The sequence below is a fragment of the Thiothrix winogradskyi genome, assembly GCF_021650935.1.
Classification (GTDB): domain Bacteria; phylum Pseudomonadota; class Gammaproteobacteria; order Thiotrichales; family Thiotrichaceae; genus Thiothrix; species Thiothrix winogradskyi.
On the sequence record NZ_CP091244.1, the window covers coordinates 2,832,130 to 2,848,518 of the forward strand.

At 51.9% G+C, this 16,389-nt stretch carries 18 protein-coding genes; 6 read left to right on the top strand and 12 right to left on the bottom strand.

The window, feature by feature from the left end:
- Nucleotides 1–3: 3 nt before the first annotated feature.
- The 6 genes from L2Y54_RS14310 to guaB all read right to left on the bottom strand — a co-directional run bounded on the left by L2Y54_RS14310 (nucleotide 4) and on the right by guaB (nucleotide 6,133).
- Nucleotides 4–771, bottom strand: coding sequence for a MoxR family ATPase (locus L2Y54_RS14310; RefSeq protein WP_236496994.1), 768 nt, complete (start codon nucleotides 769–771; stop codon nucleotides 4–6).
- Between the two features lie 9 nt (nucleotides 772–780).
- Complete coding sequence (locus L2Y54_RS14315; RefSeq protein ID WP_236496996.1) at nucleotides 781–1,083, bottom strand: AAA family ATPase; 303 nt, start codon at nucleotides 1,081–1,083, stop codon at nucleotides 781–783.
- The gene (locus L2Y54_RS14320; RefSeq protein WP_236496998.1) at nucleotides 1,076–2,605 is read right to left on the bottom strand and encodes a trypsin-like peptidase domain-containing protein; all 1,530 of its coding nucleotides are present in this window, start codon (nucleotides 2,603–2,605) and stop codon (nucleotides 1,076–1,078) included. The genes L2Y54_RS14315 and L2Y54_RS14320 overlap by 8 nt, the downstream gene beginning before the upstream one ends.
- The gene (locus tag L2Y54_RS14325; protein ID WP_236496999.1) at nucleotides 2,605–2,928 is read right to left on the bottom strand and encodes a trypco2 family protein; all 324 of its coding nucleotides are present in this window, start codon (nucleotides 2,926–2,928) and stop codon (nucleotides 2,605–2,607) included. The genes L2Y54_RS14320 and L2Y54_RS14325 overlap by 1 nt, the downstream gene beginning before the upstream one ends.
- Nucleotides 2,929–3,091: 163 nt before the next feature.
- Nucleotides 3,092–4,669 (bottom strand): glutamine-hydrolyzing GMP synthase, encoded by a 1,578-nt coding sequence (guaA, locus tag L2Y54_RS14330; RefSeq protein ID WP_236497001.1) that lies wholly within the window; start codon nucleotides 4,667–4,669, stop codon nucleotides 3,092–3,094.
- A 3-nt stretch (nucleotides 4,670–4,672) separates the two neighbouring features.
- Nucleotides 4,673–6,133 carry an IMP dehydrogenase gene (gene guaB, locus L2Y54_RS14335; protein ID WP_236497003.1) on the bottom strand — a complete coding sequence of 487 codons (1,461 nt, stop codon included), beginning with the start codon at nucleotides 6,131–6,133 and terminating at the stop codon, nucleotides 4,673–4,675.
- Between the two features lie 146 nt (nucleotides 6,134–6,279).
- Between guaB and L2Y54_RS14340 the strand changes: the two genes are divergently transcribed.
- Together L2Y54_RS14340 and xseA are read left to right on the top strand one after the other, a co-directional pair.
- Nucleotides 6,280–6,678: a hypothetical protein gene (locus L2Y54_RS14340; RefSeq protein ID WP_236497004.1), complete on the top strand. Its 399-nt coding sequence runs from the start codon at nucleotides 6,280–6,282 to the stop codon at nucleotides 6,676–6,678.
- Between the two features lie 85 nt (nucleotides 6,679–6,763).
- Entirely contained in the window at nucleotides 6,764–8,101 is a 1,338-nt protein-coding gene (xseA, locus tag L2Y54_RS14345; RefSeq protein ID WP_236497006.1) for an exodeoxyribonuclease VII large subunit, read from the top strand.
- Here xseA and L2Y54_RS14350 read toward each other — a convergent pair.
- The 5 genes from L2Y54_RS14350 to L2Y54_RS14370 are packed head-to-tail and all read right to left on the bottom strand — an operon-like array spanning nucleotide 8,085 to nucleotide 12,701.
- On the bottom strand, nucleotides 8,085–9,107 hold the full coding sequence (locus L2Y54_RS14350; protein WP_236497007.1) for a hypothetical protein: 1,023 nt from the start codon (nucleotides 9,105–9,107) through the stop codon (nucleotides 8,085–8,087). The genes xseA and L2Y54_RS14350 overlap by 17 nt on opposite strands.
- Nucleotides 9,108–9,143: 36 nt before the next feature.
- Entirely contained in the window at nucleotides 9,144–9,620 is a 477-nt protein-coding gene (locus L2Y54_RS14355; RefSeq protein ID WP_236497009.1) for a hypothetical protein, read from the bottom strand.
- On the bottom strand, nucleotides 9,608–10,246 hold the full coding sequence (locus tag L2Y54_RS14360) for a hypothetical protein (protein ID WP_236497011.1): 639 nt from the start codon (nucleotides 10,244–10,246) through the stop codon (nucleotides 9,608–9,610). Before L2Y54_RS14360 ends, L2Y54_RS14355 begins: the two co-directional genes overlap by 13 nt.
- Complete coding sequence (locus tag L2Y54_RS14365; protein ID WP_236497012.1) at nucleotides 10,243–10,941, bottom strand: MotA/TolQ/ExbB proton channel family protein; 699 nt, start codon at nucleotides 10,939–10,941, stop codon at nucleotides 10,243–10,245. Before L2Y54_RS14365 ends, L2Y54_RS14360 begins: the two co-directional genes overlap by 4 nt.
- Nucleotides 10,938–12,701, bottom strand: coding sequence for a thioredoxin domain-containing protein (locus tag L2Y54_RS14370; protein WP_236497013.1), 1,764 nt, complete (start codon nucleotides 12,699–12,701; stop codon nucleotides 10,938–10,940). Before L2Y54_RS14370 ends, L2Y54_RS14365 begins: the two co-directional genes overlap by 4 nt.
- 141 nt (nucleotides 12,702–12,842) lie before the next feature.
- Here L2Y54_RS14370 and L2Y54_RS14375 point away from each other — a divergent pair, with 141 nt between their 5' ends.
- Nucleotides 12,843–13,400, top strand: coding sequence for a thermonuclease family protein (locus tag L2Y54_RS14375; RefSeq protein WP_236497015.1), 558 nt, complete (start codon nucleotides 12,843–12,845; stop codon nucleotides 13,398–13,400).
- Between the two features lie 6 nt (nucleotides 13,401–13,406).
- Here the strand turns inward: L2Y54_RS14375 and epmB are convergent, their stop codons facing one another.
- Nucleotides 13,407–14,426, bottom strand: coding sequence for an EF-P beta-lysylation protein EpmB (gene epmB, locus L2Y54_RS14380; RefSeq protein WP_311196195.1), 1,020 nt, complete (start codon nucleotides 14,424–14,426; stop codon nucleotides 13,407–13,409).
- An 83-nt stretch (nucleotides 14,427–14,509) separates the two neighbouring features.
- Here epmB and efp point away from each other — a divergent pair, with 83 nt between their 5' ends.
- The 3 genes from efp to yajC are packed head-to-tail and all read left to right on the top strand — an operon-like array spanning nucleotide 14,510 to nucleotide 16,360.
- Complete coding sequence (gene efp / locus L2Y54_RS14385) at nucleotides 14,510–15,079, top strand: elongation factor P (RefSeq protein WP_202717214.1); 570 nt, start codon at nucleotides 14,510–14,512, stop codon at nucleotides 15,077–15,079.
- Nucleotides 15,076–15,996 (top strand): EF-P lysine aminoacylase EpmA, encoded by a 921-nt coding sequence (epmA, locus tag L2Y54_RS14390; protein ID WP_236497018.1) that lies wholly within the window; start codon nucleotides 15,076–15,078, stop codon nucleotides 15,994–15,996. Before efp ends, epmA begins: the two co-directional genes overlap by 4 nt.
- A gap of 34 nt (nucleotides 15,997–16,030) precedes the next feature.
- Nucleotides 16,031–16,360, top strand: coding sequence for a preprotein translocase subunit YajC (gene yajC / locus L2Y54_RS14395; protein WP_236497020.1), 330 nt, complete (start codon nucleotides 16,031–16,033; stop codon nucleotides 16,358–16,360).
- The last annotated feature ends 29 nt before the right edge of the window (nucleotides 16,361–16,389 follow it).

Consider the following 16,389-nt stretch of genomic DNA (forward strand, 5'->3'; position numbering starts at 1 on the left):
TGTTTAACCGTCCACTTCTTTTTTCAGGGCATAACGGGCTATTTTATCAAGCCGGGTTTGTTGTTCTGTTTTATCTAACGATTGCAGTGCACTCAGCAAGTCGATGTATTCCGCTAATCCCGGTGGATAACGGTTTGGGGTATCCCCTTCCCTATCTGCCCATAGCTGTTTAGCCGCCTGCAAATAGACAGCATCCGCAATACGGCTACCAAAATGCAATTTACCGCGTTCCACTAACCACACATGGCGTTTTTCAACAGGCTCATCATGCCATGTCACCGTTATTTTTTCGGGGGACTCTTCCATTTTCAAGGTGTGTACAAAACAGCGGCGCACGAAGGCAGAGGGCAATTCACGCTCCTCATTCGTGGTAATCACCACCAACACCCGCAAAGGATCAGCCTGCACAGGGTTATTCAATACACTGTTCGCATCCGCCTGCTGGTGGGTATCATGCAGGTAAGGAACACTAAAACGGTATTGCCCTAAAGTTTCCAATAAACCATTAGGCAAATCAGGCTCGGCTTTATCAATTTCATCCAAGAGCAACACAACACCGCCTGTTTGTGGCTGCCATGTTTTACCTTGCGGGGTTGTGCTGTCGGGCTTTAACGGTTCAGGGCGTAAGCGGGTATAACAGGCTTGATACTGATACGCGGCTGCCTGCCAATCATAAGCCCACCAGAATACACCGGGCGAAAGGAAGTTCAGCGGATTAAGCCGATCTTGGATCGCGCTGCAACCTGATGCTGGGGGTGAATCGTTACCCATACTACGTGCTTACGCTTCACCTAAACGCCCTATCGCATCAAAGTGGCAATGCAAATCGCTAAGTTCGGTACTACCGTGTATGACTTCACTGACAAACGCCCAGCCCAATTGTTCGGCTATCGCTTTTGCCATCTGGCTCTTACCTGTCCCCGGTTTTCCTCTCACCAACAACGGTCGCCCTGCGGAATACGCCGCCCAGAGTGCGTAGCAATCCTCTTCGTTGAAAACGTGGTGCAACTTCCGCCCCAGATTGGAAACGGTAAAATTGGGAGGGATAAAATCCTTGAGCTTAGGCACTTCTTGTTTAGACATGGGCAGCTACTCGCTTGGGGTTCTTGAGTCGGAGTATAACGGCTAGATCTTCCAGCAACGAACTTTGATCTTCACGACAAGGCGACAACTCATCAAGACTCGTTTGCACACAACAGATGAACTGTACACATCCTGCTAGTTTTTCTTTCAGCTTCGGGTAACAAGCCAAATCCTTTAACATCTCCAAATAAGTATTAGAAACGATGTAATAGATCGGTTTACCACCTTGACGTTTCGATAAGGCACGGGCAGTTTTTTGTATATCAGCCAGAAGCCTATCAACATCTTGCGGTGCGCTGTCGACTCGTCGCAATTGCTTAAAAATCTCACTCAATATCTGAATATCGGATGCACCCGCCGTATGCCCATCAAACACCATCGGGTCATGAATGCTGCTGGCGGGTATGGGATCACCGTATTCATCAAGATCATAGCGGGCTTGCTGTAATAAACTGCGCGAAATGATGACTTCCACATAGGCTTGTGTATCCAGCGATAAACTGCGGGTAACGCTATCTTGGGCAATGCTTTGCAAACTTGCCTCATGTTGAAGCCACCAGTCAGGATCAACGCTATTGATCAACAACCAGCCGCACAATTGCTCAACATGGGTTAGATAATCTTCCCAGCGCTCCTTGAGTGACTCCGGCTTTTTCTTATCTAGCTCCAACGAGATTTGAGCGAGTACTCCAACTGCCTGACTAACCTCTTGCTTTTCAACAAGGTGTGCTGCGATGTCAGCCGCGATAGCACAGGAATCCAGCTTCAAGGCGGCTTTCAATTTCTCACGCAGCACCGCTTGTCCATCCAGAATGCGTGTCGCTTCGGCTTTTACCTTGGCGTGCAATTGGGCTGTTACCTGCTTAGCAGGCTTAACGATTTCACGAAATAATTCTTCATTGTGCAATAGCCACGGAATTGAAACGGCTACTAACCGTTGTTTCATCCATAAGTTATGCACGATGATCACGGCTTGTAACTGCCCACTGTCAAGACTAAATACAGGTGCGCCAGACATTCCGCCCCAACCCGTTTCAATTAACTCTTTTGGAACACTGACATGATCGTAAGTATCAGTTAATGTTAGATTTAAGGTGGGTTCATCCAAATCAACACCAAATTCTCCCGTAGCATCTTCAAGTTGAAACTGCTTAATTTTGGGATAACCTGCACTTTCCCAATGCTTACGACTAACGACTTTGCTTATTGCCAGCTTTGGTAAATTCACCGAATGTGCCTTTACCAAAGCTGGCATAACACACTCCAAAATAGCCACATCATGCTTAGCCCAAATTACTTTGGTCATTTGTGCCGTGCATGGATCATCCTTGTTGGATAGCTTTGTCCATTCCAACTGAATGGGCTGCATCTTATCCCGCTCTGCAAACTCAACCACATGATGGGCAGTAAGAACTAGCCCATCAGCAATAACATATCCAGTTCCTGTCCTTGTCCGCGTTTTCCCATGCTTGTCCTGATCAGTGCGAAGCACTGTGATTTTGACGATCAGATGCGGGTTCATCAGCTATCGCCACCTACCTGAGCCAATGGTGACTTACCATCTATTGCTGGTTTACTGGTATCAACCACTTTCAAAGTGAGTTTGATCTTCTGTGTGACAGCATCCTTGTACTCACCACTGGCTTTGGTATCAGCATCCAATACCCAAAACCTAACTTTTCCCCCCGCCTCACCCGCCACTTTTTTTTCAACGACGGTTTGCAGCTCCACTTCCAGATTATCAATGTTAAAACGCAGGTCATGCCCATCGCCTTCACGCTTAGCAATATTCAGCTCTTCACGTAATGCTTCAAGTACTGCCGCCAGTTCGAGTTTTTGTCCCATTTTGATTTCTCCAGCCCGTAAAAATTATTTTTCTTTATAGCGGCTGAACAAAGGATGCGCAAGGAAAGAATCGCTTGCAGGGCAAGCTCCTACAACAGAAGCTCGCCACCACATTCTTACTCCCCCTCTACCTCCGGGAGAGGGGGATGGGGGGTGAGGGTCTTCACTCCCACTCAATCGTAGCCGGAGGTTTCCCCGAAATATCATAAACCACCCGCGAAACCCCACGTATTTCATTGATAATCCGCCGCGACAATAGATCCAACAACTCATACGGCAAATGCGCCCAACGCGCCGTCATGAAGTCAATCGTCTCCACCGCCCGCAACGCAATCACATAATCGTAACGCCGCCCATCGCCGGTCACACCCACCGATTTCACCGGCAAAAACACCGCAAACGCCTGCGAAGTCTTGTCATACAAATCATGCTTGCGCAGTTCTTCAATGAAAATATGGTCAGCCAGCCGCAGCAAATCCGCGTATTCCTTCTTCACCTCACCCAGAATCCGCACGCCCAAACCAGGGCCGGGGAACGGATGGCGATACACCATTTCCGGCGGCAAACCGAGTTCCACGCCCATCACGCGCACTTCGTCCTTAAACAATTCACGTAACGGCTCGACCAGCCCCAGCTTCATGTTTTCCGGCAAACCACCGACGTTATGGTGCGACTTAATCAAATGCGCCTTACCGGTTTTCGCCCCCGCAGACTCGATCACATCGGGGTAAATCGTGCCTTGCGCCAACCATTTCGCCGAAGTCAGCTTGGAAGACTCCTCATCGAAAATATCAATGAACAACCCGCCAATAATCTTGCGCTTTTTCTCCGGGTCAGTGACACCCGCGAGAGCTGACAGGAAACGTTCCTCCGCATCCACCCGGATCACTTTCACGCCCATGTGTTCGGCGAACATCGCCATCACTTGATCGCCTTCGCGGTAACGCAGCAAACCCGTATCCACGAATACGCAAGTCAATTGCGTACCAATCGCCTTGTGCAATAACGCCGCAACCACCGACGAATCCACCCCGCCAGACAAGCCAAGGATGACTTCATCCGATCCGACTTTCTCACGCACCGTGCGGATGTTTTCGTCGATGATATTCGCCGTCGTCCACAACCCCGCACAACCGCAAATGCCCTGCACAAAGCGTTGCAAAATACGCTTGCCCTGCTTGGTATGAGTCACTTCCGGGTGGAATTGCAGCGCGTAGAAATGCCGCGATTCATCCGCCATCCCCGCAATCGGCGCGGAATCGGTGCTGGCCATCAGCTTAAAGCCTTCCGGCATCGCGGTGACTTTATCGCCATGCGACATCCACACATCCAGCAAACCAAAACCGTCAGCGGTCACATGATCTTCGATTTCACGCAATAATTCGGTATGCCCACGCGCCCGCACTTGCGCATAACCAAACTCGCAATGGCTGGACGATTCCACCGCACCACCGAGTTGCACCGCCATCGTCTGCATCCCGTAGCAAATGCCCAACACCGGCACACCCAGCGTAAACACATTCTCCGGTGCTTTCGGCGGTTCAGCATCCGTCACCGACTCAGGGCCACCCGAAAGGATAATGCCCTTCGCACCAAAATCAGCGACGGCTTGCGCCTCCACATCCCACGGGTAAATCTCACAATAAACCCCAACCTCGCGCACGCGCCGCGCAATCAACTGCGTATATTGCGAACCGAAATCGAGGATCAGTACACGATCCGCATGAATATTCTGTGTCATCAATTACACCCGGTAGTTTGGCGATTCTTTAGTAATAGTCACGTCATGAACGTGCGATTCACGCATACCCGCGCTGGAAATCCGCACGAATTGCGGCTTGGTACGCATTTCTTCCAAATCCTTGCAGCCCACATACCCCATGCTGGAACGCAAACCGCCCATCATCTGGTGAATAATCGGTGCAAGCGGCCCTTTGTACGGCACACGCCCTTCAATACCTTCCGGCACGAGCTTATCCGCCGCATTTTCCGAACCGTCCTGGAAGTAACGGTCGCTAGAACCCTTCGCCATCGCCCCCAGTGAACCCATGCCACGGTAAGACTTATACGAACGCCCTTGGAACAATTCCACCTCACCCGGTGCTTCTTCCGTCCCCGCGAACATCCCACCCAACATCACGGTATGCGCCCCCGCCGCCAAGGCTTTGGCAATGTCGCCGGAATAGCGAATACCGCCATCAGCAATCAATGGCACACCCGTGCCTTCCAGTGCTTTCGCCACATTCATTACCGCAGACACTTGTGGCACGCCGACACCCGCAACGATTCGAGTGGTGCAAATGGAACCGGGGCCAATGCCGACTTTCACCGCATCCGCACCCGCTGCCACCAGCGCTAACGCTGCCTCACCCGTGGCAATATTGCCGCCGATGACTTGAACTTGCGGGAAGTTGTCCTTGACCCACTTCACCCGATCCAACACGCCTTGGGAATGCCCGTGCGCGGTGTCGACGATAATCACATCTACACCGGCCTCGACCAGCGCACGCACCCGATCTTCCGTGCCGTAACCCACGCCAACCGCTGCACCGACCAACAGTTGACCTTGGTCGTCTTTGCACGCATTCGGGAAATCGGTGGATTTTTGAATGTCTTTCACGGTAATCAAACCGCGTAATTGGAATTGGTCATTGATGACCAGTACTTTTTCAATACGGTGGGTGTGCAGCAACTTGCGGATTTGCCCTTTACTTGCGCCCTCTTCCACCGTTACCAAGCGCTCTTTCGGGGTCATGATGGTGCTGACCGGCTCATCGAGTTGGGTTTCAAAGCGCAGGTCACGTCCGGTCACGATACCGACCAAATCTTCACCCTGCACTACCGGTACGCCGGAAATATTATTCGCACGGGTCAACGCCAATACTTCACGGATCGTGACATCAGGCGAAACCGTAATCGGGTTTTTAATAATACCGCTTTCGTATTTTTTCACGGTCCGAACTTGATCAGCTTGCGCCTGAATACTCATGTTTTTGTGGAGAATGCCCATACCACCCTCTTGGGCAAGGGCAATCGCCAACCGCGCTTCGGTGACCGTATCCATTGCAGCCGACAGCAAGGGTATATTCAACATAATGTCGCGGGTCAGCGGAGTTCGTAAATTGGCATCGGCAGGCAACACCGTAGAATGGGCAGGTACTAAGAGAACGTCGTCGAAAGTAAGGGCTTCCTGAAGGATACGCATGGGGCTTATGTCCATCTGTGAGAAAGAAGCAACTCATTATAGGGTTTGACCTTGAGTCGGTAAACTGCTATCAATACGCACCAGAGTATTTCAAGTAATTTGATTTATCTCATTGACGTAACTTTCAGGAGAGGAGGATCCCATTGATGAACTTTAAAGCACTATTTGCAGCACTCGCATTGTCCCTGATGACATCCGTGGCTTTTGCCGCTGAGGAAAAGAAAGCCGAAGCGACGGAAGCAAAAGCCGACAAACCAGCAGAAACAAAGAAAGAAGAAACGGTTGAACTGAAAGCCGATGTTGACGCTGAAGTAAAAGCAGCTATCGAAGCTGCCAAAACTGCCAATGATGCGGCGAAAAAAGCCGGTTTTGAATGGTACTGGGGTGGTAAACCTGCTGGCAAGCAATTGGAAGACGCAATCAAAGCGGCTAATGATGGCAAGAAAGACAATGCCATTAAAATCGCCAAAATGGTTGAAATTGCAGGTGTACAAGGTCAGGAACAAGCTGCAAAAGCTAAAACTGCTGGCCCTGTAGCCAAATAAGCTGATCTCTACTCTTATTTGAGCACGAAAAAGCCGGGCAATGTCCCGGCTTTTTTTTACCCCAGCTTTTTTATAAAGTTAGCCCATGCAAACCGAACGAGTCATTTTCAGCATTTCCCAACTCAACGCCGAAGTCGGGCAACTCCTATCCCAAGGCTTGCCTGCCCTGTGGGTGGAAGGTGAAATATCCAACTTTATCCGTGCGAGTTCCGGGCATTTGTACCTCGGCCTGAAAGATGCCGGGGCGCAAGTGCGCTGTGCCATGTTCAAAGGGCGAGCCTCCAGCCTGAAGCTTATCCCTAAAAACGGTTTGAAAGTGCTGGTGCGCGGCAAGGTCGGCTTGTACGAGCCTCGCGGCGAATACCAGTTCATTATCGAACACATGGAAGATGCCGGAGTTGGCGCATTGCAACGCCAGTTTGAAGAACTCAAACGCAGCTTGCAGGCACAAGGCTTATTTGCCCCCGAACACAAGCAAACCCTGCCCGCGTTTCCGCGCTGTATCGGGGTCATTACCTCGCCCACAGGTGCTGCAATCCGCGACATTATCAATGTCTTGAAACGGCGTTGCCCACAAATTCCGGTAATGGTTTACCCCGTATTGGTGCAAGGTGAAGGTTCTAAGGAACAAATCGTCAATGCGATTCGCCAAGCTGACCGCGAACAACGTTGCGACGTGCTGATTTTGGCACGCGGTGGCGGTTCCATCGAAGACTTGTGGTCGTTTAACGAGGAAGTGGTTGCACACGCCATTTACGCCTGTTCCTTACCCATTATCAGTGGGGTCGGGCATGAAATTGATTTCACCATTGCCGATTTCGTCGCAGATGTCCGCGCACCGACGCCATCCGCAGCCGCTGAATTGGTCAGCCCCGATATGGCAGCACTGCAAACTCAGGTGCAACGGTTGTTTTTTCAACTGCAACGCACTCAGCAACGGCGCTTACAAACCGCCAGCGAACACCTGCAACGTTTGCAGCAACGCTTGGAAAATCAGCGCCCTACCAATCGCTTACAACAAAAAGTGCAACGGCTGGATGAATTGGACATGCGCCTCCGGGCTGCCCTGCAACGTTACCTGCAAAGCCAGCAACAGCGTGTGATGAACCTATCCTCACGCTTACACCTGCAATCCCCGCAACGCCAGATCCCAAGGCAACAGGCGCAACTGCTACGCTGGCAACAGTATCTGCACGTGTTAATCCAACAACGGTTGGCTAAAGCGCGGGACAAGTTGCAAATGCAAGCCGGGCAATTACACGCTCTTAGCCCCTTGGCAACGCTGGAACGCGGCTATGGCATTGTGCGCCATCAGGAAACCGGAACAGTTATCCGCAGCACCACCGCTTTACGTCTGGGGCAAACCGTTACCACGCAACTGCAAGACGGCAGTTTTGAAAGTATCGTTACCCGCGTTCCCTAAGCTGTTCCCACGTAGCACTGCGGGTTTGCCAAAACTTCCATGCAGGGGTCTGCTGGCAATACAAAGTGCGCCCATCGCAAGCCGTCAGGCTGACCGTGAACTTACCGGACTGCATCCCTGCCGATGCCGGTGCGAACCAATGCTGATCCATTAAATCAAGCGCTTGTTGCCAGCTTTGCATGTCATCACTCACACTCGGTACATGCAAGGCATCGAGAACCAGCGCGTAAGTTTTGCCGGTTTCCAAGTTAGCTTCAGACAATGTTGTGAGCGCTTGATGTGGCGTATTGCTTGCCAATGTCATTACCTGACTGGTCAGCGTTGTGCCAATAAAGCCGCCGAATGCATTTGCTGGCAAGGGAGTAATGGAAGCCGGATTTGCCGCCCCCCACAGCCACAAGGCATTCACCGCTGGGCTTTCGCACGTGTGCAATAACATCTGGATCTCATTGAGCAAGCGATGCCAGTAACGTTTATCGCCTTGTGGCAGCAACGCAAAAATGCTTTGCCCCAAGGCTTGCGACAACGGCACAGTGCGCAAGCTGGCATCCGTTTGTATTCGTTCCCCCAACAAGTACCAACGCTGTGGATGCTTCGCGACCAGTTGCAAACCGTCTTCTTGCAAATGCCGATTCAGCACCGCTAACAAGCGCGTCACTTCATCCAGCGTCAGTGATGGCAATTCCGCTTGCATGACCACGCTATCCAAGCCACTTTTTAGCCATACCGGATCCGCACACAACAACGCTGTTGGCGGCGGCACACCAAAATCGGCGCAATAACGGTAATAAGCGAACGGGATTTCACTGCCCGCCGATTGCCCATAATCATGAAACAGCGTCGCTTCCAAGCCCTGCACGGGTGCGGTGATAACACTGGTGTTGGCACACAAACGCAATAGATTGCTGGCGGCGGGTTGAAAGGCAAAGTCTTTGCACCATAAATCCAGTGGCTGGAATAAACCGGGCAAGTAAAAGCGGAGATCAATCACTGATTTTGTTTTCATAATCGAGATATTAGCGCACTATTTGAATACCTGACATTAATATTTTGGCGGTAAATTCGACTTCGGTTTATCCCGAAATTCCAGCATTTGCCCGCTCCCCACTGGCGCACCCGCGCCACCTGCCCCGCCATCGCTGAGCAAACCCACTTGGGTACGCCCCTGCGCCACGCGCTCTTTGGTATCAAACAATGCCTGATGCAATTTTCGGCTGTATGGCAAGGCATACACCCGTGGCTCGCCATCATCGGTTTCGCGCACCCACATACGGATCGCGCCGTCCTTGCCTTGGCTTGGCTCGAACACATCCGCCGCAATCAGCTCGAATTTTTCCGGCAAGGGCTGCGGTGCAGGCCACCCCTTGGTATCTTGCAAACCTTGCCAATGCAGCCAGTAAAACAGCGGCAAACACACCGTGAGCAGCAACTTACAGCGCCAGCCGGGTTTGCCCAACCACAGCCACACCACAAACGCCAGCGGAATCACATAGGCAAACACGAGAGTTAACGATTCCATACATCCACCGGAATGTGATCTAAGCCATAAGGGGTTAATTTCAGTGGTAACTTATTGAAACTAGACACCGTGCCATCTTCCGCAATGCTGAAACGCACCGCTGTGACTTCCGCATCCTGTGCTGTCAGCTCCACGGTTTCGGCGAATACGGTTTGGAAACGCGGGTTAATCTGGTCAACTTTTACCTGCACTTTTAACGGTGGCGGCGAGGCGGCTTGGTAATAATACAGATTGACAATGTATTCCCCCGCGTAACGTTTGCGAATCGTGACGATTTCCTGATTGATGGAATGCACCACTTCGCGCCCATCCACGCTAATCGTGTCATTGATTTTGCCGCGATCATCCCGATCCAGATGCAAAAAACCGGCTTCGGCTTTGAGGTAAGACACCGTGTCACCCGATGGCGCGTGTACCCACAAATCCACGTCATCCGCCACATCAGGCTGCCAAGTGGCTGAAATCACGTATTCCGCCTGCATATCCACCTTGGCTTTATCCGCTTCGGGATTAATAAACACCAGACTCACCAAAAACAAAAAGCTAAACCCCAGCAAGGTGTTAAACAGCAAGTCGATAAACGGGTCAGTTGGCACTTGTCTGCCCGTGCGGCGGTATAAACTCATGCAGGCAATTCCGCCGCGCTCATCGCGATAATCCGACTAATCAGCCGATCCGCACAACGATCCAACCAATGGCATTGAATGCTGACCAGCATTGCCCCGCCTAAACCCGCCAGCGTGGTATACAGTGCCACCTGCATTCCGCCGCCCATGCTGGTGAGCAATTGTTTGAGTGCGTTAATGCCTTCCGCCTGCAATTCATACACCGAACCCAACATCAGCATAAAGCCAATTACCGTGCCGAGCAGACCTAAGCGCAACATTAAATCGGATAAAAACCAACCCGAACTGTGCCCGCTATGCACGCGCTCAATCAAACGTGCCTGCAAGCTATCGGCAGGTGCGCCTTTACCTTGCACCTGCATTTGCCGCAACACCAGCATCAAATGTTCCTGCGCCCAACTGGCCGGATGTGTTTCCAGCCAACGCGCCCCCTCCCACTGTTGCGGTATCAGTTTCAGCAAACCAGCACTCAAGGTTTCAGCAGCAGCGGCTTGCTGCGACAACTGCCAAGCGCAACGCCCCAAATACAAACTCACCAACACCAGCAACAATACAATGATGGCGGATAAATGCGTCTGGTCTTTCGCCCATAATTCCGCCCACAAGCCGTATTGCCACAGCAAAAACCCACCAAACAGCATCAACCCAAACCACAGCAACCAGCCGTAAAATGGCATGTAAGAATCACGGCTCATGGTTTCTCCTGGGTAGCGTGTTGGACGAGTGCAGCAATGTGGGTAGCATGGAAAAAAGCATTATCGCGCAAAGCATTCGGCAAAATTGCGCTGATTTCTTCGGCAATTTTGCGTAATACCGGGTCTTGATCGGCGACTTGCCAAACCGTGACCAACCATAACGCGGAAGGCGACGGCAATTGTGAATCAGCAATCACCGGCACGGCAATTTCCCCCAGTAGCGGGTTCGCTTCACTTTGCACCCAGCCCTTGCCTTGGTAATAACGCTGGTAAGTGTCGTGCAATAACTGACGTGCCGCGTCGGTAAACGCGCTTTGTTCGTTGGCTTTGCCCCACGCTGCCAAACCGTAAGCCAGATACACCCGATCCGCGAATTGCGCTTCCCCCGCTGCCGGTTCACCAATCAGGCGCGGCAACGTGTCTTGTTTGGTGAGAGCCAGTAATTGTGCGGCAAGCTTTTCACCGGCTTGTTGCAGTTCGGGGTCAAGCCCCTTGGCGGCAGCAAAGGCATTCAAGGCTAACCCGTTCCAACCCAGCAAGGCTTTATCATCACTGCTTAGGGGACGCACACGCCGTTCGCTCAGTAATTTTTCCCGCAAGGCTTTGCCCGCATCGCCTTGGACTTTTACGAAAGGCAATACCTTATCGGCTTCCTCACCCAACAGGTTATGCACGCTGTTTTGCCAATCCTTGCCGACGGTGGCACTGAGCTGTTCCGGTTTCCACAGGTAATAACCGCCTGCTGTGCCATCCCCACCCACGGCGGATAATCCGGCACGCAATAAGCCATCATCGCGCCGGAATGCCGTGAGGGTATGTAACAATGCCTCGCGTCCGGCTTGCAGGTATGCCGGTTGTTTAAATTCCACGCCTGCCCGAATCAACAAGGGTGCTGCCAATACTTGGGTGTATAACATCTGCTCATAATGTGGGTGTGTCCAGCGGCGGTCATCGGTATAACGGAAAAATCCACCGCCCAGATGATCGCGCAAACCGCCGCCAATCAACGCTGCCAAACTGGTTTGCAAAAAAGCATACAAGTCTTTATCCGGCTTCAGTTGATGCAGGGTAAACAGTGCGCTTAGCTGCGGCAAGTTCGGGAATTTTTCCTGATCACCAAACCCGCCGTATTCTTCATCGCCCGCGCCACTGACGTGTTGCAGAAACGCTTGCAATACATCGACGGGCATAGTGGTATCAGCCACCGTTGTCGCCGCATCGCGTTGTTGTGTCAGCGTATTGGCTTTCGCTTGGGCTTTTTCTTGAATGCTGGTTTTATTGGTCGCCCACTCGTTGAGGAAACGTTGCAGGGTTGCGTTAAACTCATCCGCTTTGGTGTAGTTAAAGCCACCGATGGGTAGCGCGTCCGGTGTGAGCATCACCGTCAGCGGCCAGCCCCCGAAACCGCGTTGCTGTTCCATAATGGTTTGCAAATAGGCATCGACCTCCGGCTCTAGCTCGCGATCCACAATGATCGGGATGAAACCGGCATTCACGGTTTCCCCCACCGCTTTGTCGCTGAAGGTGTCTTGTTTCATTTTGTGACACCAGTAACAACTCGAATAGCCGCTGGAAATCAAGATAGGTTTGCCACTGGCTTTTGCCTGTTCAAAAGCGGTGGCACTGAAGGTGTTCCAATGAATGCTATCATCGGCGTGGGAGCGGAAATACGGGGAGGGGTGGTCGCGTAATACGGTGTTGTGTGCCGCATGGCTCAGCAATGGTAATAAGCACAGACACAATAACGTCAATAAACGCATGGGCTTCCTCGAATGAGTAGATGCACCATAATAGACGTTTAAACCATTAAGCATCAAGCAAGTACAGGAATCGTGTGCTTACCCGTGATAAATATGGGAAAATTCACCGCCTCATCCCAATCTCTCAGTGTGGAGTCTATTTTGAAAAAATGTCTGCTGATTGCATTAAGCGTTCTCCTATTAGGTGGCTGTCTCGACCGTTTCGAGGTGCAACCGGATAATAAACTGCAAGCGCAACTGCCACCGGGCGCACGCATTACCGACGCTGGCACCATGTTGGCGCAAGGGCGCGTGGTCGGGGTTAGCGATGGCGACACCTTGACCGTGTTAGCCAGCAACAAACGCACTTACAAAATCCGCCTACAAGGGATTGACGCGCCTGAAACCAAACAAGCACACGGGCAAAAATGCAAAGAAATGCTCATGACCCGCGCCGTCAACCTCACTGCCGAGGTCGAAGCGTACAAACTCGACCGTTACGGGCGCGTGATTGGCAAAGTCACGGTAGAGAGCAAGGATGTCGCGCTGGAACAAATCAAAGCCGGTTGCGGCTGGCATTATGACGCATACGCCAAAGAGCAAAGCGCTGACGATCAAGCCGCGTATGCCGCTGCGGAAAAACAAGCGCGTAAAGCCAAGCGCGGCTTATGGCGCGACAAACAACCGCAAGCCCCGTGGGATTTCCGCAAGCAACAGTAAGCGCAGCTAGAAAATCGGCGTTTTGGCTTTTTCCCCTGCCACTTCGCGTACCAATTTTGGCACAAGGAAACCGGGCAACTGTTGGCGCATTCCATCCACCATGTGCACTGCCTCGGTTTCCGCCACTTCAAAATGTGCCGCCCCCGCCACCCGATCGAGCACATGCAGGTAATACGGCAAGACACGTTCCGCAAATAACGCTTCGCTCAAATTCACTTGCGCCTGCACACTGTTATTCACCCCACGTAACAGCACCGCCTGATTCAACAAAGTCACACCCGCCGAATGCAAAGCAGCCAACGCTTGGCGCACATCGTCCGCCGCCAACTCTTGCGCGTGATTGGCGTGAATCACCATCACCACTTGCTGACGAATAGTTGCCAGCATCTGCAAAAATCCCGCATCAATCCGCGACGGCAACACCACCGGCAAACGGGTATGAAAACGTACTCGTTTTACATGAGAAATACCGTTCAACTGCTTGAAAAACAATGCCAAACGCTCATCAGCAAGCGTTAGCGGATCACCGCCACTCAAAATCACTTCGCACACATCAGGATTAGCACGGATATAAGCCAATGCCCCTTCCCACTCGCCCTTCACCGGATTCGACTCGCTGTAAGGAAAATGCCGACGGAAACAATAACGGCAATGCACCGCACACGCGCCCGTCGTCACCAATAACACCCGCCCGTGATACTTGTGCAATACACCATCCGCCACCAGCGCCTGATTATCACCCACAGGGTCAGCGTGGAAACCTTCAACCACTTGCAACTCGGCATCTAACGGCAACACTTGGCGTAACAGCGGATCGTTCCAATCGCCTTTCCGCATCCGCGCAATGTAACTATGCGGCACAAGCAAACGAAATTGCCGAGCAGCCTCTTCCGCTCCCTTCACCCCTTGCGGGGGAAGGGCTGGGGATGGGGGGTATTCTTCCAACCCCAAGACCTGCATCAACGCCAACGGATCGCGCACCGCCGCCGCTAATTCACGCTGCCAAACAGCTACTTTTGCAGACACAACATTTTCTACCTGATTTTTTATCTGGATTCCGGTTATCATAGCGGGCTATTTTACGTTTAGATGATTTTGGAGACGGACTAATGGCCACCTATGGTAGCAATGATTTAAGAGTTGGTGTGAAGATTATCCTCAATGGCGACCCTTACACCGTCGTAGACAGCGACTTTGTAAAACCCGGCAAAGGTCAAGCCTTCACCCGCGCCCGCGTCCGCAACCTCAAAACCGGGCGTACCATTGAACAAACCTTCAAATCCACAGAAACCCACGAAGGGGCTGACGTGGAAGACCGCGATATGGAATACCTCTATACCGACGGCGAAAACTGGACATTCATGGACAGCAGCTCTTTTGAACAGCTAGAAGCAGGCGCAACCGCCATGGCTGATGCCGTCAAATGGCTAAAAGGCAATGAAAAATGCGTCGTCACCTTATGGAACGGCGTACCGCTGCAAGTCACCACGCCCAACTTTGCCGAATTGAAAATCACCCAAACCGACCCCGGCGTCCGTGGTGATACGGCGACCGGCGGCACTAAGCCTGCCACGCTGGAAACCGGCGCAGTCGTGAAAGTGCCGCTTTACATGGAAGAAGGCGAAATCCTCAAAATCGACACCCGCACTGGCGAATACGTTTCCCGCGTTAAAGCGTGAATCTAGCTGCTTTGCACGAACGCGCATCCCTGAACCAGCAGGTGCGCGTTTTTTTTGCCGAACGCAAGGTGCTGGAAGTCGAAACCCCAGCACTTTCGCAAGCGGGCAACACCGACCCGTTCATTGACAGTTTCAGCGTCAATACGCCGCAAGGTTTGCGTTATTTGCACACCTCGCCGGAATACCCGATGAAACGCTTGCTGGTGGAGGGTGCGGGTGACATTTACCAACTCTGCAAAGTGTGGCGACGTGATGAAAGCGGCAAACGCCATAACCCCGAATTCACAATGCTGGAATGGTATCGGCTCGGTTTTACTTGGCAGCAATTAATGCACGAAGTCGCCGATTTATTGCATATACTCATTCCGCACCTGCAAAAACCCCCGCGTTTTTGCAGTTATCGTGAGGCATTCCTTGAAACCGTGCAGCTTGATCCCCATCTTGCCACAGAAGCTGAATTATCGGCTTGTGCGCAGGCACACGGTATCGGCTTTAGCGGTGACATGCCGGTGCAGGCGTGGCGGGATTTGCTATTAACCCATTGTGTGGAACCGCACTTCCCCACTGACCAACTGACGTTTCTGTACCATTACCCCGCCACTCAAAGTGCGCTGGCAACGGTACAGCAGGTAGACGGGCAGGCGGTTGCGGAACGTTTTGAGGTGTATTTAGGTGCAGTGGAACTCGGCAATGGTTATCAGGAACAAACCGATTCAGCGCAGAATCGCTTAATTCTGGTACAAGATGCCAATACTCGCGGGCATGACATACCCGTCGATGAACGGTTTCTTGCGGCACTCGAAGATGGCTTGCCAGAATGTGCGGGCGTTGCCCTTGGCATCGACCGGATTTTGATGTGCAGGATGCAACTGGATGACCTGAAACAGGTTATCGCTTTTTCATGGGAGGTGGCATAATAGCCGCCGACACTAATATTCAAGGAGATTGAACGTGGACTTTCTGATATCTAACGCTCATGCCGAAGGTGCAGCCGCACCAGCGGGTGGTGGCATCGAAATGTTGCTGATGATGGGCGTATTTTTCGCCATTATGTATTTCATGATTATCCGCCCGCAGCAAAAGCGTGCCAAAGAACATAAAATGATGATCGAATCCCTCAGCAAAGGCGATGAAATCGTTACCGGTGGTGGTGTGATGGGTAAAATTGCAGGCTTAGGTGATAACTTCGTCGACCTGACAATTGCTGATAACGTCACTATCAAAGTACAAAAACATGCTGTTGCTTCTGTCCTGCCTAAAGGCACGATGAAAGGCGCGTAAACGGTAAGTGGGGGGATTTTCCCCCTCAC